This window comes from Oceanobacillus alkalisoli, assembly GCF_022213125.1.
GTDB classification, from domain to species: Bacteria; Bacillota; Bacilli; order Bacillales; family Amphibacillaceae; genus Oceanobacillus; species Oceanobacillus alkalisoli.
The window spans coordinates 712914-734477 of sequence record NZ_JAKNRA010000001.1; the positions used below are offsets into that span (position 1 = coordinate 712914).

Consider the following 21564-nt stretch of genomic DNA (forward strand, 5'->3'; position numbering starts at 1 on the left):
TTATTGTTATACTTTCCCTTAAATAAATAAAATGCAAGTCCTACTTGGGGAAATATAAAGAGAATATCGTACATAGAGCTTAAATTTTCATAATGCCATGATTTTATAATAAAAAAAACAAAAAGAGCCAATAAAATCAAAAAAACTATTAAACCTTTTACAGTCTTTACAACAATATATCTACATAAGATAATTAATCCACATATACCTGTAATTAATAACAAGTAACTGTTATTTGTAAAATAAAAGCTTATAGTAAGTATAAGCGATATTGCAAATAGATAGTGGTTAAACTGATCGTACAATTTAAATCTTCTACTTTTCATAAACATCACTACTTTTAATATAATAAAACCAACTTATTCTTGTTACAGTTTCACAAAGCTATACTTGTAATTAAAGATATATATATAATGATTATAGAGTTGAGTAACAATTATTAATATAACAAACCGTTTGTTATATATTCATTTATATCCAAACAAATTTTCGAACTCTATGGGTATACTATAATTTTAATAGGAAATAACTATGTCAGTTTTAGAACTGACATAAATCAGTCAGGTAACTTTAACCAACTACCCATTTTTTTATTAAATTTTGCTGGTCGTATTTCTCCAAGTCCACTTTGATGAAATAAAGTCATTTCCCCAAAGCGTATTTTTCCCCCAACATAATAGAAATCGACCCGGACATGTGGGATATCGGATGAAAGTATCTTGCTTAACTCAATCATTTCTTCTAACTTATTTGGTTTATTAACGTTTATATTTAACTCTTTTGGATAAGACATTTCTTCATCCATCAAATTCCAATCTAAATCATATAGATTTCTTCTAGTTCTACTTTTATCGGTTATACTAAAATCAACTGATATAAATTTGGGTTCGCCATTAAAACAAAAAAATCTATAGTCTCTTAATTCTTCTCCATCATCTTGCTCAATAAATTGTTCACAGATAATTCTTGGCTTAAGATTTTTATAGGGCCATTCTCTTCCTCTCCAAAAATAATTTCTATTCATGGATTTATTAATTTTCTTCCTTGCTCTCTGTATATTAAATGAATTTTTATCTTCGCAAATAACTACACCACCAGAATCGTGTGTACATTTGATCACAAACTTACTCGGTAATTCACTGAAATCAATATCATCAAAATTCTCCCAAATGCCATAAATTGGTGTGAGATAATCCTCACCAATTTTATTTTTTATAATTTCTCTTACCTCATATTTATCAACGATTTTTTCATAATAAGGTTTTCGATCATACAATTTTAACCATTGTAATTTCTCATTATATTCTTTCGTATCATTTAGATCTAACTTTTTTTTCATTTTTAAATAATACACCAATTTTATATATGCCTTATCTGGTAAAAAATTTAACAAACCTCTTGAACCGAAAAATATAGCCCATTTAGAAAGTTTAAATATATTTTTATTTAACTTTGACATTCACTATACTCCTTTTAATAGTTGCTGAATATCTACAATTTTTAAACACTTAGCATATATGTTACTGAAATGCAATTTATTTTCCTATGTTTTCACTGAAAGATACTTCAAGGATTATCTCTGTTTCAAACTGCTTAACAGGATGCCATATTAATTGCAGATAACTAGGTTCCCTTATGATAAATAAATCTGACTAGTGCAAGTCTGTTTTGACTAATTTTCCTGTTGAGAACCATGATTTGAATTTTTAATAATTCTATTAGCTTGGCACCGTCCTCTGTATCTAAGCTTAGATAATTCATTCATTTATTTGGTTGATGGCCGCAGGCCTGAACCCTTTGTTAGAATAAGTAATCAGGGATGAGCAGAACTAAAACTTCTCCTCAAAGAAAAAACAAGAAGACTGTTAAATTATTGAAGATACGAATTTTCTTTAATCTATTCGCTGATCTCCTCATCAACCCTTAATATGCATTCTTTGTGATGCGAACGGACAAAGACTTACTTTGCTAAGTGATCTTTTACAATAAACAAATATAAGTATCATCTACTTACTCCTAACGAATTGGCCGTGCTAAAATTACCCTTAATTAATAGGATTCAATTTACACTGAGCGCGGAAAAATTCATGTTACATTTATTACTTAACGTTTATATTCATACGGAAGACTCTTTAAGTACAATTTTTTTAAAGTTCATGATTGACTGTTCATTAAAAAACACTCTAAAACATTGAGGTTAATAGATAGTTTATTAATTAATTGACTACTAAGCACCCAATAATAACAGCATTTAGAATCAATTATGTTTGCTCACTTGATTTCTGTTAACAAATTTGTATATATTTTTTTAAGTTCCTTAGAATTCTCTTCTATGTTAAATCCAGCATCAGTAATCTGTTTAACAACTCTATCAGACACTTCATTTCTGTCAACTAATTCTATCTGATCTAATAACTTTGCCCATTCTAGTGCACCTGATTCTAGGGACATAAAATGTACTAAATCAGTAATTGCTATTTCTTTTGTAATACCATCCGAAAATACGGATGGTATGCAAGCTATTTGCCACTCGATCGAAACATTTGGAAGTCCCTCATATCTAGAAGGTAATACCATTACATCCATAGCTTGTATTAACTTTTCAACCTCTAGCGACTTACCTATAAACACTACTTTGTCCATTAATCCCATTTTCTCTACTTTTTCTTTAATAAAAGGTCGTAATTTACCATCGCCAATAAGAAACAAAATTGTGTTTGGATTAATTCTAACTAATTCATTGAATACTTCTATTAGGAATTCATGGTTTTTCTGATAATTAAAATGTCCTACATGACCAATAACTTTCTTTCCTTGTAAATCATATTTTTCTCGAACCTGTCTTCTAACTTTTTGATTGGGTTTAAATTTCTCAATATCATTTCCATTTTTGATTACTTTAAATTCATTATTCCTAAAAAGCCATTTACCAGCGTCTACTCCACATGCAAAGCCATGAGTAGTATTTCTATCGAATATTGGTCTTAAAACTTTATTTATTGTTTTATATTTACACATTGTATTCCTGCTGTGAGCTATTCGTATATTAATTCCTGCACTTTTTGCGGCATACATTTCTAGCGCTAAAGTAGAACTATTTCCATGAGCATGAACAATATTATAATTGTTTTTTGAAATAATTCTTTTGAGATTAATTAGATACTTTATAGGGTTATTATTTCTATATGGCAACTCAAAAATTGTACCATCATTAGCTTTTATTATATTTTTTAACCTATCCGGCACAATATTCGGTACTGCAAAATCAACCTTCATATCAGATTTATCCATATATTTATAGTAATTCATGATATTATTTGTTATACCATCTAGTTCAAATTTTGTAGTTACTATAATCAGCAATCTTATATTGTTATTATACATATTCACACCTTCCTTACAGGTAATCTAATCCAACTTCCCATTTTCTCATCGAAAGAATATGGTTTTATCTTTCCAAAACCTGCACTTTTGGTAAATGTTAATTCTCCAAATATAACTTCTCCGTTAACTTCATAAAAATCGACCCGAACATGTAAAAAATCTTTAGATAGTCTTCTAGCATACTGAAGCATTTCTTCAAATTTGTCAGGTTTTGGAATACTCGTTGTTAGGTCATTTTCGTATCCAAGTTGCACATTAGGTATAATATTAAAATTAGTATCATAGGCATTTATTGAATGTTTATTGTCTTTCCAAGTATCAACATAGACCAACTTAGGTTCTCCATGAAAACAAAAAAACTTATAATCATAAAGTGAATTACTTTTCCTATCCTTTAAGTATTTTTCTATAATTATTCTTGGTTTCACAATCCCATAAAACCATTCTCCATAACTTGGTATAAACTTAGCTTTTAGCCACTTATTCAAGTTAGAAATAGTATCTTTTTTGTTAAGTTTACTTTTATCTTCACAAATAATATTGAAAGTTGAACCATGTGTTACTTTTATTACAAATTGTTCTGGAAGGTCTTCAAATGGGATATCGTTAGGATTATATCCTTCCCATAATAAATCATTTAATATTTCTCCACATCCACGAGATTTCACGTAATCCCTAACAGTATATTTATCAGCACAAATTGGCATTAGCTCATTTTTGTCATAAAGTTTAATCCATTGTAGTTTTTCATTATATGTAACTGGATTATTTAGATTAAGTTTCTTACCCATCTTAAGTCTAAATAAAATCTTTAAAGTTAGTTTAGGAGAAACTTTATATAATAAATTTAGTGGAGTTAAAATAATATTTTTTGTTAAAGTATCCATTTCCCTCTCCTTCAACTCTGGTTGATAAAATCCTGTATGATATGTATTACTTGTGATGGCTTATCATACCTATTTTTTATAGGATTTTTTTTTATATTGTCAATTGCCTTTTTAAGATTTTTTATTTCTGACTCATATACTAAATAATTCTCTTCCGCAAGCATTCCTGCTACTTCTGTTTGATGATCATCTATATGTTCACCGTATTTTTCCAGCCTAGGCACGGCAATTACTTGCTTTCCTAGCTTTAGTGCACCTATTAATGCTCCCGTACCACCATGGGATATTATCAAGTCAGCTTTTTCCTGCCAAGATTTAAATTCTCCAACTGAAAGAAACTCCTTGTAAGTATAATGTTCAGGTTTGTAAGTGGATTGTCCTATTTGAGCGAATATTTCATCTTCAATTTCATTATTTTTAACTAATCTATCAATTTCTTTAAGTAGTCGGTCAAATTGATATTCTCTTGAACCTACACAGACAAAAATCAATATATACTCCCCCCATAAACAGCATCTGGATAGACTTCTTTCAGAGGTTCCCACTGAATAATAAAGAGATCTGCAAACTTATACATTAACTTACCTGACCTAGTACCACCTCTTACTCTCGCGTAGGTCTCGATATAGACTAATTTCCTACCCATAATTTTTGCTAAAAAAGCCATAGGAAGGACAACCATAGCTCCTGTAGTTATTACATAATCCGGTTTCTCTGTAAACCATATTTTTATTGACTTTAACAAATTTAAAAGCATCTTCACAAAGAACAATTTATCCCTCATACCAGTTTGATATAAATAATAATCTGCATTAGAAGTATAATTTACTTTTTCAGTAACCCAAAATACATCATTTTCTTTTTCTAGAGAGGCCAACATTTTTAACTGTTCATAATGACCTCCCGAAGAAGATATTAAACATATTTTATTTCGTTTCTTTTTTCTCATAAAGATTTGTTCCTTTCAAAACTAGTAATTTCCGTATCAAATATAGACTCTTTAAAACTTTTTATTCTGTAATCCATTTTATAATCACTCATAGACTTATCATAAACCAAATTTCCAAATACTTTATCTATGATTTCAACTCTACCACTCATTACTTTTAATAGCGGATTGAAAAATTTAACGAGCTTAATAGGCTTCCCGTGAGCTTCTGCAATTAAACGTACCATTTCACTAGTTTTTACAAACTCTTTATTTTGTGGAAAAAAAAGTCCGCTTTCCTTATTATCTATTATTAATCGAATAAACTCTGATAGATTGTCAATATGTAACATGCTACGCTCATTCTCTACATCAGGAAACACAGGTAAACTTTTTGCCGCTTTTGCGAGTTTTGGATAATTCCCTTTTGAACTTTCACCATAAATCATTGGTGGACGAATAATTGCTATTTTAAAATCATCTCTTTCTAGTGGTTTAATTCCTTGTTCCGCCTGGAGCTTGCTATTTCCATAGAAATTACTTGGTTTTGGAATCGTATTTTCATCAATTACTTTTCTGTCGCTACTACCATCACCATAGACAATAATACTACTCATGAAAACAAATTGCTGAACACCATCAACTTTAGATTTTTCAGCAACTTCTATCGTCAAATCCCTGTTTACTCTGTAATACAGTTCTTCCATTTTAGGATCTTTAGAAACGTGAGCAATCCCTGCCACATGCAACACCACATCAAATTTGGAAAAGTCACGTTCCCTCCACGAGCCATCTCTCAAGCTAATCTTTTCTATTTCATATTCTTCAGGATAATTCCCCAGCCACATTTCAAAAGAATTGCCGACATAACTGTTTTTCCCAGTAATTAATATTCGCTTCATTTTGTTGTCTCCTCTTTACTGGCTGCCTCTTCCCGTTTAGCTACTCCGGTTCCGCCTTCTACAACACCATCACTTTTTACGACACTAATAAAGGTGCCAATAAAACATTTCAGGTCGAAACTGAAGCTTTTCCGCTTCACGTATTCCCCATCAAGTTTTGCCTTGACAGCTATCGGTAGCTCATCCCTTCCGTTAATCTGCGCCCAACCTGTGAGTCCAGGTTTTACATCATTTGCTCCATACTTATCTCTTTCTTCTATTAAATCATATTGATTCCACAATGCTGGACGTGGTCCTATAACGCTCATATGTCCTGCTAAAATATTTAAGATTTGCGGAAGTTCATCGAGCGAAGTTTTTCTTAGGAACTTCCCTACTTTCGTAATATATTGATCTGGATTTCCTAAAAGGTGTGTAGGAGTATCCTGCGGCGTATCCAACCTCATCGTTCGGAACTTCAAAATATTAAAATGCGTCTTATGTATAGCAACTCGCTTCTGCTTGAAAAGGACAGGCCCTTTCGATTCTAGCTTAATAGCTAAAATCAAAAGGATAAATAGTGGTGATAGAATAACTAATCCTGCTAAGGAAAGGATAATGTCTATTAATCTTTTCATTTTCGAGTAGAACATATCAAAGTGACCTCCACCACCATTTGTTAATTTACATTATTTCAGTACTTTCATTTCGTTAACTTTCTCTACTAGGTATTCATACAATTCATCTTTCATTTCCGGATCTTCTAAAGCAAAATCAATGGTTGTTTTAACAAACCCCATTTTCTCTCCAACGTCAAATCGTTTACCAGCAAAATCATACGCATATACCTTTTCGATTTCGTTTAATTTTTCAATCGCATCCGTTAATTGTATTTCTCCACCGGCACCAATTTCATGCTCGCCTAAGAGATCAAATATTTTAGATGTAAATACATAACGCCCCATAATTGCTAAGTTTGAAGGTGCTGTTCCTTTTGCAGGCTTTTCCACAAACTTATTAACTTTGTATCTTCTGCCTTCTTTGTCACCTGGATCAACGATACCGTACCGATCTGTTTCGTCATCTGATACCTGCTGTACACCAACAACCGAGCTCCTAGTTTCATCATATTGTTCAATTAATTGTTTTAAACCTGGTGTCTCCGCTTGTACGATATCATCACCGAGAAGTACCGCAAAAGGTTCGTCACCAATAAATTTCCGCGCACACCAAACAGCATGACCCAATCCTTTTGGATCTTTTTGACGGATGTAGTGTAAATCAATATTAGATGCATGATTAACTTTTTCAAGTACATCGTACTTTTCTTTGTTTAACAGATTTTGTTCTAATTCATAGTTATGGTCAAAATGATCTTCTATTGCACGTTTTCCTTTACCCGTTACGATAATAATATCTTCAATTCCAGATTCAATCGCCTCTTCTACGATGTATTGAATCGTTGGCTTATCTAAAATTGGCAGCATTTCTTTCGGCATCGCCTTTGTTACTGGCAAGAACCTTGTTCCGAGCCCGGCCGCAGGAATGATGGCTTTTTTTACTTTTTTCATTTCAAGTCCTCCGCTCTGTATTATAATTATATTTATTAAGCCTGAACAGCCAACTGTTCCCGCTCCAAATAAACAATCTTCATCAACTCTTCTTTTAGTTGCATACGATCAAACTCCACAAAATGCTCAAGTAGTTCTTCAATCAGGATAGGGTTAACCTCAACCGTTCTCCCCACATAAATCTTCTCATAAACCTCACCAGGTAGAACCTCATCCTCACCCAATAATTCCTCAAACATCTTCTCACCAGGTCTTAAACCAGAATACTCCATTCTGATTTCATCTTCCGTATAACCCGATAACTTGATTAAATTCTTCGCCAACTCAACAATTTTAACCGGCTCGCCCATATCCAGCACGAAGATTTCCCCACCCTTTGCAAGGGTTCCTGCCTGAACCACAAGCCTAGATGCTTCTGGGATTGTCATAAAGTATCTTGTAATGTCCGGATGGGTTATCGTTATTGGTCCGCCATTTTCAATTTGTTTCCGAAATAACGGAATAACACTTCCCCTGCTTCCTAGCACATTCCCAAAACGAACGGCTACAAATTTGGTATCACTTTTCTTAGCTAAATTTTGCACGACCATTTCAGCAATCCGTTTAGAGGCTCCCATTACATTCGTTGGATTCACTGCTTTATCCGTGGATACAAGAACGAACGTCCTTACATAGAACTTGTCAGCAGCTTCTGCGACGTTTTTCGTGCCAATAATGTTGTTCTTTACAGCCTCGTGCGGATTATACTCCATCAATGGAACATGTTTATGGGCTGCTGCATGGTAAATAATCGCCGGTAAATGTTCCCCGACAATTTCAAAAATACGTTTTCGGTCTTTGACATCACCAATTATCGGAACAATCTCGGTCTGTTCTCCGCCAAATACTTTTCTGAGTTCCATATCAATATTGTAAATACTATATTCTCCATGTCCTACAAGGAGAATCTTTTTCGGAGTAAAGCGCATCAACTGACGGCAAATCTCGGAACCTATCGATCCGCCAGCTCCAGTTACCATAACTGTATTTCCAGTTACATATTCCGAAATCGCATTAATATCTAGCTTAACAGGTTCACGTCCTAGTAAATCTTCTACTTCAATATTTTTCAGACTGCTTACAGTAATCCTCCCCGTCATCAAATCCTCGATTTTCGGAATCATTTGTACTTGAGCGGATGTGCTAGCACAAGCTTCAACAATGTTTTTTAGCTCCCCATTTCTTAATGAAGGGATCGCAATTACAATATGTTCAATATTATATTCTTCGACAATCCTCGGTATATCATTGACAGACCCAACAACGGGAAGATTATACATCTCCATTTTTTGTTTGTTTAAGTCATCGTCAACAAACGCAACTGGTGTCAGTTCTGTATTATGTTCATTTTGTAGTTGACGTACGATCATTGCTCCAGCAGCACCAGCACCAACAACAAGAGTCCGTTTTTGTGATTTATCATCATTGTTAATATAGCGATCTCTATACATGCGCCATATGAAACGAGAACCTCCAATAAATATAATGTGCAAGAGCCAAGTAACAATTAAAGCACGTCGTAGAATTGTGAAGTCATTTAATACGAGTTGCACAATCCCAGCTGAGATGACGGAAAGTGTTACAGCCTTGACGATAGCGACTAATTCCCCGACACTTGCATAGGACCACACTTTATTATAAAGTTTAAAAACAGCTGCGAATAAATGATGAAAGATGACAAGTGCAATAGCGGATGTAATGATTGCATTTGAAGTAAGTATGTCGGTATACGCAGGATACACAATCCATGCCGCAACGAATATTGCTGTTGCAACGATTAACGTATCAAGTAAGAAGAGTAATGATAAACGTTTTGAATAAGACATGAGATCTCCTTTCTCATGAGGTTTAAGCCTTCATGTCAGTTAGATTATTTTATGTAAAAGCTAGATAGTTTTTCGACTACCACTTAATGGTACTAAAGTCGGATTATGAATTCAATAGTAAATGCTTAATTTTACCAAGTAGAGCCTTCCTAGTTAAAGTCACATACAATATTCTACTAAAATCGCAATCGGGTTTTAAGTGACTTTTGCCATACGAAGACACTTTATATCAAGATTGTGACTTTAATTCGACAATCCTAGTATATATCACAGAAGAGCAGTACTTAATTTACGTATTATTTCACGCTTATGTACCAAATACACATGAAGACTTCCTTGGTCGATACTAAAATAGACCAAGGAACTTTTTTCTTTTTATATTGGATGGCTCCACACGGTTCACATTCTGGTTATCTATCAGTAGTTGGCTGTTCTCAAGATACATATACACATAGTCATCACCATAATCATTCTGAATCAGTTGAAAGGCTTCGTTCATTGCAAAACCTCTTGTTGTTGTATTGTGAGCATCCGATGCGATGAAATGAGTTAAATTAGCTTCAATAATTTGCCTGCTGAATTTCTGAATGTTTTTCCCAAACTTCCCTACTACACTTGCTGCTGTTACTTGTGTAAGTGCACCCTTTTTCACAAATTCATAGAGTCTGTTTGGGTGTTCAATTAATTCTTGGTTTCGTTCTGGATGAACAATGATTGGTATATAACCTGCAACTTGAATATCAAATAGCATCTGACTGGCATAACGAGGAACGTGAGCTGAAGGGAACTCTACAAACACATACTTTGTATTATTGATTGGCAAGATGATCTCCTTCTCCAGTTCAGCAATCATATCACCGTTGATTCGTGTTTCTTGACCTGGAAGTACAGTAAGTGGAATGCCTTCATTCGTAATTAATTCATTTAACGTATCCACCCAACGAACGATATTATCTCGTTCATTATCATATTTTCCATTTCGGTGGTGAGGTGTCGCAACAATCGTAGTAATTCCTTCTTTTACTGCAGCTCTTGCCATCTGTAAACTATCCACCTCAGTTTGAGCTCCATCATCTATACCAGGAAGAATATGTGAATGAATATCAATCATTTTAGACACTCCCCTTCTATGTTTCTATTCAAATGAGCACCTATTTCAAGCTTCGCACAAATAAATTATTCGATATACTATTATAGCAAAGTTTGTCGAGTTTTAATAGACCTTCCCAAATACTTAATGTAGATTTAAAGTACAATTCAATGAATCTATCAAACCCACGCAAAAAGAGCTCCCTCTTCCGCTGATTCCGCGAAAGGAAGGAGCTTTATCATTAGTTCGTGCCGTAATAGTAATAATAATTAGATGCTTTTTTCTCCCGATCATTCAAAACTACACCGAGTAGTTTTGCCTTCGCAGGTTCAAGCGCTTCTTTCGCTTTCTGAGCTGGCTCAATTTCTGTACTGCCACTGCGGACAACGAGTACTGAACCATCAACTATATTAGCTAGAATCTGCGCATCCGTTACCGCTAGTACTGGTGGTGTATCAAATATAACGAGATCATAGCTTAATTTTGCTTCTTTTAAAAGGGTCTCCATTTTTCTTGACCCGAGCAATTCAGATGGGTTGGGGGGAATCGGCCCACAAGTCATCACATCAAGTGTATCGATATCCGTACCGTTTACGGCTTCTTCAAGGGAGATTTCTCCAACAAGCACATTGCTTAGTCCCCGCAAGTTATCCAGCCGGAATGTATAATGCATGGTTGGCTTTCTTAAGTCAGCATCGACAAGTAATACACGCTTGCCCTGTTGGGCATATACAATCGCTAAATTCGCAGTTGTTGATGATTTACCTTCCGCCGGACCGGATGAAGTTACAAGAAATGATTTTAAATCATTATCAACGGAAGAGAACTGCATATTCGTTCTTACTGTACGATACTGCTCAGAAATAGGCGATTTAGGATTTACTTTTGTAATTAAGTGACGGACATTACTGCTTGCTTTAGATTGATTCTTTTTGCGCAGCATTAAATCCACCCCTCTTCTGCCTGTTTGGTTGGAAACTCATGTGATTCGTACGGACATCTTCCGGATTAATATGTGAGATAACACCAAGCACTGGAAGACCAAGTTGTTTTTCCACGTCATCTTCAGTTGTAACTGTATTATCAAGATACGCTAGCAAGAACGCTAAACCAACACCGACCATCAAGCCAAGAACTATCGCAATTGCGATATTCAAAATCGGATTAGGTGCCACTGGCGTTGGATTCGCACTCAGTTGAGCCTCTGTTAACACTCCTACATTATCTACATTCATGAATTCTTGAATTTTGTCTTGGAATACAGCAACCGTTGTGTTTGCAATATCAACTGCAACTGCTGGATTTTCGTCTGTTACTGTCACTGTTACCACCTGTGATTCATTTGCATTGGCGACACTTATGTTTTGACCTAGAGCCGCAACAGTATATGGCAAGTTAAGTTCATCAATAACCTCTCCTAAAATTGCCGGAGCTTTAATAATCTCATTATAAGTATTTATAATTTCCACGTTTGCCCTAATATCGTTAACATTGTACGGAACTTCCTGTTCCTGTGTACTTTGGTTAACAATGAACTGCGAACTTGATTGATAAGTTGGTGTCAGGACAAAATAACTTACAACCGCCGCTACAACAGCTGCGCCAAGCGCTATAGCTAGAATAAGCAGAATACGCTGCTTAATCACCTCAAATATTTCCTTCAAGGAAATTGTTTCCTCCATGGTGTTACCTCCATATTCCTTTTAGTATTCTAATTTCCGCGGATTTTACCGCTAATATAATTTAAATTATTTCAGACTTTGCACTTTACAATATGTGATTATAACACATAACCGGGAAAAAAGTAGGGGGTTTTTTAGAATTGTTTCAGAGTTTGCTAGATGGTTAGATAATCTGATTGGAATTATATAGAAAAAACATTTATGTGTTGCAGCTAGATTTTAAACTTTAATAATGTATAAATAGTTGTAAGACAAGCTTTTAAACAAATTATCCAATCAATTCTACCACAACACCCTCTCCAAAGTTTCTCTCTTATATTACAAAGACATTACAAATCCATTAATTTTCTATCAAACTAGCGATTTTACGCTATAATGGATGGTAGTTATTTCTAATTTTGATATCTTGCAGGCATTTAACAAATAAATACGACAATTTTTTCAGAGTATGAATCTTGTAAATCATACAACTTGAATGAGAGGGAGGATTTTTTAATTGGCAAATAAGAAAATCTACATGTCCGTAACAGCAGGAGCAGCGATTGCAGCAGCACTATTTGGAGCGGACGAAGCATCTGCAGCATCGCACAAGGTACAATCAGGTGATTCTCTGTGGTCGATTGCACAAAAGTACAATACGAATGTATCAACATTAAAGAAGTTGAACAACCTAACATCCGATATTATCTATCCAAACCAAGTAATTGAAACATCCGGTTCAGCAACGCCATCGAAACCGAGCACTTCAAAGCCGAGCAACAATAACTCAAATAACAGCAGTTCCGGAAATACATACACGGTGAAGGCTGGAGACACGTTAAGCGGAATTGCATCACGCCACGGTGTTTCTTTACAAAACCTGATGAAGTGGAACAATCTCAATACAACGCTCATTTACCCAGGGAATGTATTCCATGTGAAAGATCCGGGTAATTCAGGTAAGTCGACACCACCGAAGAATTCAAACCCTTCAAAGAAAACTCCAAGCACACCAAAGACAGGGAACGCCACTGTTTATGTTGTTAAATCTGGAGACACACTATCAAAAATTGGAAAAGAGTACGGCGTTTCGGTTGCAAACCTGAAAAGCTGGAACAATTTATCTTCTGATATGATTTATATTGGACAGAAATTGAACATTAATGGAAGTAAGTCAACTCCACCTTCCAATAATAAACCAAAAGAGCAACCGAAAAATAATGTTGGTTATAATGTAGACAAGCTCATCAGCACGGCACGTAACCATATTGGCGTACCATACGTATGGGCAGGTACCACACCTAGCGGATTTGATTGCAGTGGGTTCATCTATTACGCGTACAAAAATGCTGGCATGAGTATTAGCCGGACATCAACACAAGGGTACTTTGATCGTTCGTTCTATGTCAATTCACCACAAGTTGGAGATCTCGTCTTCTTCTCTAACACCTATAAATCAGGTATTTCGCACATGGGAATTTACCTTGGGAATGGCCAGTTCATCCATGCTGGATCATCAACTGGTGTAACCATTGCAAACGTGAATGACTCTTATTGGGGTAAACACTTCGATAGCTATAAGCGATTTTATTAAACTGCTTGAATAGTAGAAGCCTCCCAGGGTGGGAGGCTTTTTTTGTGTTGTGGTAAGGGGGAAGCCGGACTGGTGCGAGGTTGCGTTGTGGCGTGCGGGTTCGAGCGGGTGTCGTGCGATTTTCCGACAAGAGCGTGCGGGTTTCTGCTGAGGTGGTGCGGGATTACCGCGAAGGCGTGCGGTTCAAGGCAGAGATGGTGCGCAATTACGGCAAGGACGTGCGGTGTCAGGCTGAAGTGGTGCGCTTTTTCGGCGACAACGTGCGGTGCTAAGCTGGAAACACGCACCACCCCCACCATTCATCCCCCACCCCTCCATCGCTCAAACCTGTATTCTCTCCCATCTCCTCCTTCTCTTAGAATACTGCAATCTCGGATGTTTTTTCAGTAATCGTGAAACGGTATACCTGGAGTCTATATTTAGATAGTTTAAAATTTCCTTATTTGTTACCCACGGTTTCACCAGCAAGAGATATTCGTCTATTCCTTTTATCGCAGCCATTCTATCATTATACTGACAGCTCGGGCAGACCCAACTCTGCTTTACTCGCTTCATACCCAAATGATTGCAATGGTGACAGCGAATCCCCGGAATTAATTGCCCAGGTAGAATCCCCTGTTCGGTAAGAATATCAAGATCAAAGTCTTTACAATGCCGCAAGAGCACGTGTCCTATTTTTTGGTGTTGATATTTTTGATTTGTTGTATATTGTTTTTCATATTCAATTATTTTCCAAGGGATATTTTCACTGTGGGTAACCGTGTTGGCTATTTTTTCGTGGTCACCGATGACATTTATAATCGTGCTGGGGTCGCTGATTGCGATGAAGATGTGGATCGGGATGTTGGGCTGATTATGTTCAAATAACCAGTTTTGCAATTTGAGCTTCTGTGCTTTTGCTTGGGTGATTGGATGATTGTAGCCGGATTGTCGGTTGCCACTTCCGGTGATAAATTGGTCGAGATTCGTGTCGAAGGTTAAGTTCGAGCGCAGTGATTTTACCTCGATGATGTAGAGGGCATTCGGAGTGATGACGATGGTGTCGATCTGGAATGTTTGCTTATCGGAGACGAGGCAGACATCCTTTAGAATGGTAAACCTGGTGGAAGGAATCGTTAAATATTTGTCGGTATGCAACTCCCCTTGATACCCACGGGTCGCATGCTCGATTTGACGTTCGATGAGGGGATGATGTTCAGAGTTTGCTGGAAGCCGAGCTTGTAATGCTTCATATTTTTGCAAGGGTAGTGGTTTGTTTCGTTTACGGAGAATCATATATTCATTCCTTTCTATCTGTATTTTCAGATAGAATAGAATACTTCTCTGGAATTGTCAATAAAAGAGATTTAGACAAAATGATATATGTTGAATTTAAGTTTTATCTATCTTTATAAGCGCTGTTGATTTTGCTGCGATTAGCGCACGATCATTAAGCAGATTCGCACGTCAGCTAGGAATGTCGCACAATACCCTGGAAGTTGCGCACCACCCCAAAACAAATTCGCACGCCCCCAGGAATTCACGCACCGCGTACGAACCAAAAATGCCACTTTTTTTATTCTACTTCCAGATGAACAGAATATTTTCCCCCAGCTCTCAATAGAATGGTGACAGGGGGCATGCCAAATGGATAATAAAATCAACACGGACAAGCTGGAACGGTTTTATAATCTGCAGGAGATGAAACGGGAGATTGAGCAGGAATTAGGTGAACTAAAGAAGGAATTCAATCAAGCTTTTGACGAGTCGGTTGGCAAGAATCAAACGGGTGAGTTTATTCGGGATGGCTATCAGCTGAAACGGCAGATTCGGAAAACGGAGAAGTTTGATGAGGAGCGAACGGTTCAGCGGTTGGAGGAGCTTCGAATGGAAGACTTGATTGAGATGGTGCGGCGGCCGGATAAGGCGAAGATTCAGGCAGCGATTGAACTCGGTTTATTGCGGGCAGATCAATTGGAAGATTTAGTCGTGCGGCAGTATTCGAAGGTGCTGCTTGCGAAGCGTGTTTAACATTTTTTTGCGTAAAAAGAGGCTATTGTCTGGACAATAGCCTCTTTTCATAGTATTATTTATTATTCATTATCTCCCCAAGCCGCTTCGTCAATAATAACCGTTGCATTCGGATGGTTATACAGAGCGGAAGCTGGGATGTCTTCTGAGATAGTACCTTTAAGCAGATTCGTCACGGCATCTCTTTTATTCTCACCAGAGATAATCATGAGAACTTCTTTACTGTCAAGAATCGTGCCAATTCCCATTGTAATTGCTTTTGTCGGAACTTCATCAATGGAATCAAAGAAACGAGCATTCGCTTGAATCGTCTCATCTTTCAGTCCGATAATATGAGTTCGCTCGTTAAAGGAAGTACCTGGTTCGTTGAAACCGATATGGCCGTTATTTCCGATACCGAGTAACTGAAGATCAATGTTGCCTGCAGCTTGGATTGCTTCTTCATATTCACGGCATTCTTTATCTAAGTCATCTGCCATGCCACTTGGAACATGCGTGTTCTCTTTTGGAATATTGACATGCTTGAACAGATGCTCATCCATGAAGTAATGGTAGCTGTTCGGATCATCGTCCGTGATGCCGACATATTCATCTAAATTGAATGTCGTTGTATTTGCAAAATCAATTTCGCCTTTGTTATATTTTTCAATCAGAATCTGATACATACCCTCTGGAGTCGAGCCAGTCGCAAGGCCAATGTTCGGCTTTTCAATCGCGTTCATCCGCTCGGCTACGATTTCTGCAGCCTTCCTGCTCATTTCCTCATAATCTTTCACTTTAACAATTTTCATTTCTTCATTCCTCCTAAAGGATGAGTCTTAATATCTATTCTTTGGTTCTCAACAAAACATCATTACTATTATATCTAATTCAACGTGTATTTAATATCATTTTTGTTAAACACGTGAAAAATACTTTCTAAGTGTACACGAAAACTTACTATTTGACTACAATTTTTGTGGATTTTTTTGTAAAAAATATTGCTTCTCTACTCGGAGAAGGCTCTTTGAAAGCGTGAGACGAAAGTAACTGATTTTTCCCGGTTGACGCGGGAAAATAACGTTAGAAAGTGATCTCCCAGAACTCCAGGTCTTCGAGGACCAAATCATAAGGTTCCAACACATCCGACCAGCGAATGTGCCGTCTTTTTGAAATGGCGGATTCCTCTTTACCATTCAAACAAGTGAAATACTCTACAACACCGCTTGCCTGGAGAGCTTCTTCTATATAAGCATGCAGAATGCCTAAACACTTCGCTTCCTCCGCCGTCCCTTGTAACTGAAGCTTTAACGGGATGTTGCGAGCGTCGGCCGCTACTTGATGCTTGAAGGAAAAGTGCGGGCTATAGGAAAATCTCTGTTTTAATTCAGGATCATAATTGTTTTCAAAATGTAAGTGGGCAAAATCCAATTCACTCTTAAAGATATTCGGTTGTTCAGGCGCTAAAGGTGACTGTCCAAACGAACCTTTTGGCAGTCTGATGGGTGACGCGAGATAAATATATTGGGTCATCGGCGTTTTCCTCTCTTGGCTTTTAAGATTTATCACTTTATACAACACTCGAGAATATAATTCCAATCATGAATGCTATTATCGTGAAGTTAATGATAGAAAGAATGATTTTACTTTTTAATGATAACGAATCGAAACGTTTAAATAACGTAAACGCCAAAAATAATAAATAACCAAGAATAGGAAGACATATGATGCTCGCTAGGACATCAACCTTTGTAAATGGTGGACCAAGATGAATATCGTAAAAATAATTCACGATGATAATCAACCCAAATAATATCGACTCCTGAATAAGAAACTTCACATAATGCAAGTTGCATTGCTCCTCAACCTCATGTTTTTTTATTGCCCTACCTTGCTGATTTATAACGGAGTACGAACAGTGTTATGGCATTTAATAGAATCGTCACGATGAGCAAAACTGTGGCGGCAAAAGCGACCGCCCCAGCTGTATCCATCAGAGCAGCCCAGTCCTCTATTTTCACGAGATGATAATTGTAAAACATCTGGAAACCTAGCGAAACCGCACAAGCACTCAAACTGAGAATGGAAAGCGTAATCCAATTCGTATTGTTAGTGCTTCTATATTTCAATAGACTGATGACAGGCAGGATCCAAGCAATCAGCCCAAGTACGAGACTCCCAACATTAAGCAAACCAATCATATGTAATTTCCCCTTCTATTTTTCTTTTCACTCCGCGGTATTTTTCTTCGTATCTTTATCATCGAAAACAATTTCGAGTGTGGCAATAAAGATTGCAATGATAATCTCTGTTTGAAGCGATAGCGTGATACTCCTCATCAGCTCATCCACTGTAAAGATGACAACCCAGTTCGTGATTGCCTCGATAAGAAATCGGATCATGAGCACTTTTGCTTTTCCCGTCATATTTCGGACGGACAATTTAAATATGACTTTGGAAAACACTTCAAAAATGAGGCCGATCACAAGCAAATTGACAACAAAAATAGCCAATGACCAGACCGAATCATACTGGACACCGAGCACTTTAAAAACCCCTGCGAGTCCAAAGAAATAAAGTCCAAATATAAAACCTGCGACAAACAGTATGAGAAGTCCTATTCCTATAACGGTTGCGATTTTTTCTTTTTTATTCATATTACGAAATGAATCATCATTAGATTCTGGCATAACTGTATTTCCCCTTTTGTTTTTCTATAACTTCATGCTGGATAATATTAAATGGAGTGTAATCTTGTTTTCACGTGAGGGCAGCCGCTCATTCGAGTATTCCCCATTTCCAACTTCATGTAAAGTATTGGTCGATTTCTGCCCGATTGCTTTCATCCATCCAGTCCGCATATTTTTCATAAATAGGGCGTATCGCTTCTCTATCCCTCGCGATCACCTCACACCCGCGATCATCATACATGTAAAAAATAATATTTCTCGTCGTGTTCATAAAGAATATATCCGGCTCCTCCAAGTTAGATGGATTATGTATGCTTGGCTTCAATGACGGAAAATCCTGATTGCAAATTGCCTTTATTAAAATAGAATACCGGATGTCTTGCTTACGGCATCGTAAAGAAAATTGGCATGTATATTTTTCTTCCTTCTCCTCGTCGTCCTCAAACATATAAGGTAAGGTTGCTTGTGTTAAGCGCGAACGGACGTCTTTGCTTTTAATATAATGAAGATATACCCCAAGCTTTCTTCTCTTCTTTCTCCTTTCCTTTCTATACCGATAACTATTCGTTACCAATAGTATTTCATCTTCGGCTGAGAATAGGTCGTGAAACAGGGAGGTAGCTTGATAGTAGACGGTCTGAAAATAAGCTGGATTTAATTCGTCACTCCCCTCTTTGAATGGATAAAGTCCTTTGGCTAGTTCGAGATGGAGACTTGGTTTCCACTCGGAGGTGAGATTTGGTTTTAGCGTTAGGCCTGGGAAGTTTGTTTGGATATACTTTTTTAATTGCATTATGTATGGTCTCCGTTCTCGTACAATCTGTTTAGCTTTATATGTTAATGCTCTGCTTTTTCATTCGATACACAAGAAATCAGGGCTTCGTAATGAAATCGAATTGCAACACTGGACGCGGCAACGTTAATGTAAGCTGATGTTTCTATTCACGAAACGACTTCTAATCTAGTTCCTATATTGCATTTTACCATTCTTTGTTATTTATATTAATTCGTAATACGGAATTGTTTAGCTGAAGGTTTCGGGTTGGGGGTATTTTTTTATAATGCATGAAAAAAAACCCTTCTCTATTATAAGAAGGGCTGGGAAAGATTTGATTATATTACGTTCGGTTCATTTTAACTCTTACGCTATCATGTTATGGTCTTATCAATTATTGTACATGAAATCAGCCACAAAAAGGTAGACCCATATTGCGACAACGAGACATAGTAGATAGGAGAATTTTAAATAGTTTATTCGCCCCTAGAGATGACCTATCTTTATTCCCCAGTTTCTGCAAAACGTTTAATGCGGTCTCCGATTTCATCCCGAACACGCTGAAATACGGCCCATTTCTCTTCAGGGGTTCCCTCCGCTTTTGCTGGATCATCAAACCCCCAATGTTCTCTTCTTACATGTGGCGGTGTCATTGGACAACGGTCAGCTGCATCACCACAAAGCGTTACGGCTAACGTCGCATGATTGAGAAAGTCTGTATCAATCAATTCTGATTGCTGGTTCGAAATATCTATCCCTACTTCATCCATGGCTTTAACAGCATTGGGATTTAATCCGTGTGCTTCAATACCAGCGCTCTTAACCACCCATTCTTCTCCAAGCAGTTTCTTCGCCCACCCTTCTGCCATCTGACTTCTGCAAGAGTTTCCCGTACATAAGAAATAGATTGTTTTTTTATCCATATCAATGCTCCTTTTTTAAAAAATAATCAATGTTACATATAGACCTAGTAACGTGATAAACAGGATTGGTATCGTTAAAATAATTCCAGTCCTGAAATAGGCTCCCCAAGAAATTTTGATACCTTTTTGCGATAATACGTGAAGCCAGACTAACGTTGCCAAAGAACCAATCGGCGTAATTTTCGGGCCTAAGTCAGACCCTACAACGTTCGCATAGATAAGTGCTTCTCTTACTACACCAGAAGTATCCGTTTCGGCAATTGCCAACGCATCAATCATCACGGTTGGCATATTATTCATAATCGATGATAAGAAAGCAGCAATGAACCCCATTCCAATTGTCGCAACAAACAAGCCTTTTTCAGCAGTAGCCTCAATCAAGCTTGACAGTGCAGATGTAAGACCGGCATTTCCAAGCCCATATACAACCACATACATTCCGATGGAAAAGAACACAATATCCCACGGTGCACCCTTTATTGCTTTTTTTGTATCGACAGCAGGACTTTGTCTGCCCATTATAATGAATAAGATAGCAATCGTTCCAGCAATAATGGAGACCGGTACATGGATAAATTCGCTCGTAAAGTAGCCAATTCCTAATAAACCAAGAACATACCATGATAGACGAAACATTTTATTGTCCTTAATTGCGTTCTTCGGTTCATCCAATTTAGAAACATCATACGCCTTTGGGATATTTTTCTTAAAGTAGATGAGCAGTACGGAAATCGTTGCAACTAATGAGAAAAGGTTTGGGATAACCATACGTGAAGCATATTGAACAAATCCAATACCAAAGAAGTCAGCTGATACGATATTCACTAAATTACTCACAACAAATGGTAAGGAAGTTGTATCTGCAATAAATCCGCTTGCCATAATAAAGGGAAAGATCATTTTTTCTTTAAACTGTAAATTCCGTACCATTGCCAGTACAATCGGCGTGAGTATGAGTGCAGCACCATCATTCGCAAATAAGGCGGCAACAATCGCACCTAAGATACTAATATAGACGAACATTTTTATCCCATTTCCCTTTGCAAATCGCGCCATATGTAAGGCAGCCCACTCAAACAATCCTACCTCGTCTAATAGTAAGGATATTAGAATAATAGCCACAAAGGCAAGCGTCGCGTTCCATACGATTTCCGTCACTGCCATTACATCACTAAATCCGACAACTCCTGCTAATAAAGCTACAACTGCCCCGCCCATCGCAGACCAGCCGATGTTTAATCCTCTAGGCTGCCAAATGACCAGGACTAGGGTAGCTATAAATATTAAAAGTGCGAGTATGAGCGTTGCCTGCAACATGATACCTCC

Annotated in this window: 24 protein-coding genes; 3 read left to right on the plus strand and 21 right to left on the minus strand. The window is 37.0% G+C overall.

All coding sequences use genetic code 11. From position 1 onward, the window contains the following. Window positions 1-556: 556 nt before the first annotated feature. From L3V42_RS03230 to L3V42_RS03285, 12 genes are all read right to left on the minus strand, one after another. Window positions 557-1459: an ATP-grasp fold amidoligase family protein gene (locus tag L3V42_RS03230; RefSeq protein WP_238471297.1), complete on the minus strand. Its 903-nt coding sequence runs from the start codon at window positions 1457-1459 to the stop codon at window positions 557-559. A gap of 812 nt (window positions 1460-2271) precedes the next feature. Continuing rightward, window positions 2272-3384: a glycosyltransferase family 1 protein gene (locus tag L3V42_RS03235; RefSeq protein WP_238471298.1), complete on the minus strand. Its 1113-nt coding sequence runs from the start codon at window positions 3382-3384 to the stop codon at window positions 2272-2274. A gap of 2 nt (window positions 3385-3386) precedes the next feature. After that, window positions 3387-4271 carry an ATP-grasp fold amidoligase family protein gene (locus L3V42_RS03240; protein ID WP_238471299.1) on the minus strand — a complete coding sequence of 295 codons (885 nt, stop codon included), beginning with the start codon at window positions 4269-4271 and terminating at the stop codon, window positions 3387-3389. A gap of 11 nt (window positions 4272-4282) precedes the next feature. Further along, window positions 4283-4762: a PssE/Cps14G family polysaccharide biosynthesis glycosyltransferase gene (gene pssE, locus L3V42_RS03245; protein ID WP_238471300.1), complete on the minus strand. Its 480-nt coding sequence runs from the start codon at window positions 4760-4762 to the stop codon at window positions 4283-4285. After that, window positions 4759-5220, minus strand: a complete 462-nt coding sequence (pssD, locus tag L3V42_RS03250) for a PssD/Cps14F family polysaccharide biosynthesis glycosyltransferase (protein WP_238471301.1) — start codon at window positions 5218-5220, stop codon at window positions 4759-4761. Before pssD ends, pssE begins: the two co-directional genes overlap by 4 nt. Further along, the gene (locus L3V42_RS03255) at window positions 5217-6101 is read right to left on the minus strand and encodes an NAD-dependent epimerase/dehydratase family protein (protein WP_238471302.1); all 885 of its coding nucleotides are present in this window, start codon (window positions 6099-6101) and stop codon (window positions 5217-5219) included. Before L3V42_RS03255 ends, pssD begins: the two co-directional genes overlap by 4 nt. Continuing rightward, on the minus strand, window positions 6098-6733 hold the full coding sequence (locus L3V42_RS03260; RefSeq protein ID WP_238471303.1) for a sugar transferase: 636 nt from the start codon (window positions 6731-6733) through the stop codon (window positions 6098-6100). The genes L3V42_RS03255 and L3V42_RS03260 overlap by 4 nt, the downstream gene beginning before the upstream one ends. Before the next feature lie 36 nt (window positions 6734-6769). Then, complete coding sequence (gene galU, locus L3V42_RS03265; RefSeq protein WP_238471304.1) at window positions 6770-7651, minus strand: UTP--glucose-1-phosphate uridylyltransferase GalU; 882 nt, start codon at window positions 7649-7651, stop codon at window positions 6770-6772. Between the two features lie 35 nt (window positions 7652-7686). After that, window positions 7687-9516, minus strand: coding sequence for a polysaccharide biosynthesis protein (locus L3V42_RS03270; protein ID WP_238471305.1), 1830 nt, complete (start codon window positions 9514-9516; stop codon window positions 7687-7689). Window positions 9517-9862: 346 nt separating this feature from the next. Next, window positions 9863-10627 carry a tyrosine-protein phosphatase gene (locus tag L3V42_RS03275; protein WP_235761769.1) on the minus strand — a complete coding sequence of 255 codons (765 nt, stop codon included), beginning with the start codon at window positions 10625-10627 and terminating at the stop codon, window positions 9863-9865. 220 nt (window positions 10628-10847) lie between these two features. Continuing rightward, the gene (locus L3V42_RS03280; protein ID WP_238471306.1) at window positions 10848-11549 is read right to left on the minus strand and encodes a CpsD/CapB family tyrosine-protein kinase; all 702 of its coding nucleotides are present in this window, start codon (window positions 11547-11549) and stop codon (window positions 10848-10850) included. After that, window positions 11524-12288, minus strand: a complete 765-nt coding sequence (locus L3V42_RS03285) for a YveK family protein (RefSeq protein ID WP_238471307.1) — start codon at window positions 12286-12288, stop codon at window positions 11524-11526. Before L3V42_RS03285 ends, L3V42_RS03280 begins: the two co-directional genes overlap by 26 nt. Window positions 12289-12784: 496 nt before the next feature. Between L3V42_RS03285 and L3V42_RS03290 the strand changes: the two genes are divergently transcribed. After that, window positions 12785-13861 (plus strand): C40 family peptidase, encoded by a 1077-nt coding sequence (locus L3V42_RS03290; RefSeq protein WP_238471308.1) that lies wholly within the window; start codon window positions 12785-12787, stop codon window positions 13859-13861. A gap of 92 nt (window positions 13862-13953) precedes the next feature. Continuing rightward, window positions 13954-14133, plus strand: a complete 180-nt coding sequence (locus tag L3V42_RS03295; protein WP_238471309.1) for a hypothetical protein — start codon at window positions 13954-13956, stop codon at window positions 14131-14133. 49 nt (window positions 14134-14182) lie between these two features. Here the strand turns inward: L3V42_RS03295 and L3V42_RS03300 are convergent, their stop codons facing one another. Continuing rightward, window positions 14183-15136: a nuclease-related domain-containing protein gene (locus L3V42_RS03300; RefSeq protein WP_238471310.1), complete on the minus strand. Its 954-nt coding sequence runs from the start codon at window positions 15134-15136 to the stop codon at window positions 14183-14185. A gap of 351 nt (window positions 15137-15487) precedes the next feature. Here L3V42_RS03300 and L3V42_RS03305 point away from each other — a divergent pair, with 351 nt between their 5' ends. Further along, a complete protein-coding gene (locus tag L3V42_RS03305) occupies window positions 15488-15871 on the plus strand; it encodes a hypothetical protein (protein ID WP_238471311.1) in 384 nt (127 codons plus the stop codon). Between the two features lie 62 nt (window positions 15872-15933). Here the strand turns inward: L3V42_RS03305 and nagB are convergent, their stop codons facing one another. The 8 genes from nagB to L3V42_RS03345 all read right to left on the minus strand — a co-directional run bounded on the left by nagB (window position 15934) and on the right by L3V42_RS03345 (window position 21555). After that, complete coding sequence (gene nagB, locus L3V42_RS03310) at window positions 15934-16662, minus strand: glucosamine-6-phosphate deaminase (RefSeq protein WP_238471312.1); 729 nt, start codon at window positions 16660-16662, stop codon at window positions 15934-15936. 271 nt (window positions 16663-16933) lie between these two features. Then, complete coding sequence (locus L3V42_RS03315; protein WP_238471313.1) at window positions 16934-17383, minus strand: hypothetical protein; 450 nt, start codon at window positions 17381-17383, stop codon at window positions 16934-16936. 37 nt (window positions 17384-17420) lie between these two features. Then, complete coding sequence (locus tag L3V42_RS03320; protein ID WP_238471314.1) at window positions 17421-17699, minus strand: hypothetical protein; 279 nt, start codon at window positions 17697-17699, stop codon at window positions 17421-17423. 37 nt (window positions 17700-17736) lie between these two features. Next, on the minus strand, window positions 17737-18051 hold the full coding sequence (locus L3V42_RS03325) for a hypothetical protein (protein WP_238471315.1): 315 nt from the start codon (window positions 18049-18051) through the stop codon (window positions 17737-17739). A gap of 27 nt (window positions 18052-18078) precedes the next feature. Then, window positions 18079-18540 (minus strand): regulatory YrvL family protein, encoded by a 462-nt coding sequence (locus L3V42_RS03330; protein ID WP_238471316.1) that lies wholly within the window; start codon window positions 18538-18540, stop codon window positions 18079-18081. A 115-nt stretch (window positions 18541-18655) separates the two neighbouring features. Continuing rightward, entirely contained in the window at window positions 18656-19333 is a 678-nt protein-coding gene (locus tag L3V42_RS03335) for a DUF3885 domain-containing protein (protein ID WP_238471317.1), read from the minus strand. Window positions 19334-19818: 485 nt separating this feature from the next. Continuing rightward, window positions 19819-20238 carry an arsenate reductase (thioredoxin) gene (gene arsC / locus L3V42_RS03340; protein WP_238471318.1) on the minus strand — a complete coding sequence of 140 codons (420 nt, stop codon included), beginning with the start codon at window positions 20236-20238 and terminating at the stop codon, window positions 19819-19821. A gap of 15 nt (window positions 20239-20253) precedes the next feature. Next, entirely contained in the window at window positions 20254-21555 is a 1302-nt protein-coding gene (locus L3V42_RS03345) for an arsenic transporter (RefSeq protein ID WP_238471319.1), read from the minus strand. Window positions 21556-21564: the final 9 nt, after the last annotated feature.

Excerpts from the sequence above, each read along its gene's own strand:
- L3V42_RS03230 (WP_238471297.1), bottom strand. The coding sequence starts at position 1,459 with ATGTCAAAGTTAAATAAAAATATATTTAAACTTTCTAAATGGGCTATA.
- L3V42_RS03235 (WP_238471298.1), bottom strand. The coding sequence starts at position 3,384 with ATGTATAATAACAATATAAGATTGCTGATTATAGTAACTACAAAATTT.
- L3V42_RS03240 (WP_238471299.1), bottom strand. The coding sequence starts at position 4,271 with ATGGATACTTTAACAAAAAATATTATTTTAACTCCACTAAATTTATTA.
- pssD (WP_238471301.1), bottom strand. The coding sequence starts at position 5,220 with ATGAGAAAAAAGAAACGAAATAAAATATGTTTAATATCTTCTTCGGGA.
- L3V42_RS03255 (WP_238471302.1), bottom strand. The coding sequence starts at position 6,101 with ATGAAGCGAATATTAATTACTGGGAAAAACAGTTATGTCGGCAATTCT.
- L3V42_RS03260 (WP_238471303.1), bottom strand. The coding sequence starts at position 6,733 with ATGTTCTACTCGAAAATGAAAAGATTAATAGACATTATCCTTTCCTTA.
- galU (WP_238471304.1), bottom strand. The coding sequence starts at position 7,651 with ATGAAAAAAGTAAAAAAAGCCATCATTCCTGCGGCCGGGCTCGGAACA.
- L3V42_RS03270 (WP_238471305.1), bottom strand. The coding sequence starts at position 9,516 with ATGTCTTATTCAAAACGTTTATCATTACTCTTCTTACTTGATACGTTA.
- L3V42_RS03275 (WP_235761769.1), bottom strand. The coding sequence starts at position 10,627 with ATGATTGATATTCATTCACATATTCTTCCTGGTATAGATGATGGAGCT.
- L3V42_RS03280 (WP_238471306.1), bottom strand. The coding sequence starts at position 11,549 with ATGCTGCGCAAAAAGAATCAATCTAAAGCAAGCAGTAATGTCCGTCAC.
- L3V42_RS03285 (WP_238471307.1), bottom strand. The coding sequence starts at position 12,288 with ATGGAGGAAACAATTTCCTTGAAGGAAATATTTGAGGTGATTAAGCAG.
- L3V42_RS03300 (WP_238471310.1), bottom strand. The coding sequence starts at position 15,136 with ATGATTCTCCGTAAACGAAACAAACCACTACCCTTGCAAAAATATGAA.
- L3V42_RS03305 (WP_238471311.1), top strand. The coding sequence starts at position 15,488 with ATGGATAATAAAATCAACACGGACAAGCTGGAACGGTTTTATAATCTG.
- nagB (WP_238471312.1), bottom strand. The coding sequence starts at position 16,662 with ATGAAAATTGTTAAAGTGAAAGATTATGAGGAAATGAGCAGGAAGGCT.
- L3V42_RS03315 (WP_238471313.1), bottom strand. The coding sequence starts at position 17,383 with ATGACCCAATATATTTATCTCGCGTCACCCATCAGACTGCCAAAAGGT.
- L3V42_RS03325 (WP_238471315.1), bottom strand. The coding sequence starts at position 18,051 with ATGATTGGTTTGCTTAATGTTGGGAGTCTCGTACTTGGGCTGATTGCT.
- L3V42_RS03330 (WP_238471316.1), bottom strand. The coding sequence starts at position 18,540 with ATGCCAGAATCTAATGATGATTCATTTCGTAATATGAATAAAAAAGAA.
- L3V42_RS03335 (WP_238471317.1), bottom strand. The coding sequence starts at position 19,333 with ATGCAATTAAAAAAGTATATCCAAACAAACTTCCCAGGCCTAACGCTA.
- arsC (WP_238471318.1), bottom strand. The coding sequence starts at position 20,238 with ATGGATAAAAAAACAATCTATTTCTTATGTACGGGAAACTCTTGCAGA.
- L3V42_RS03345 (WP_238471319.1), bottom strand. The coding sequence starts at position 21,555 with ATGTTGCAGGCAACGCTCATACTCGCACTTTTAATATTTATAGCTACC.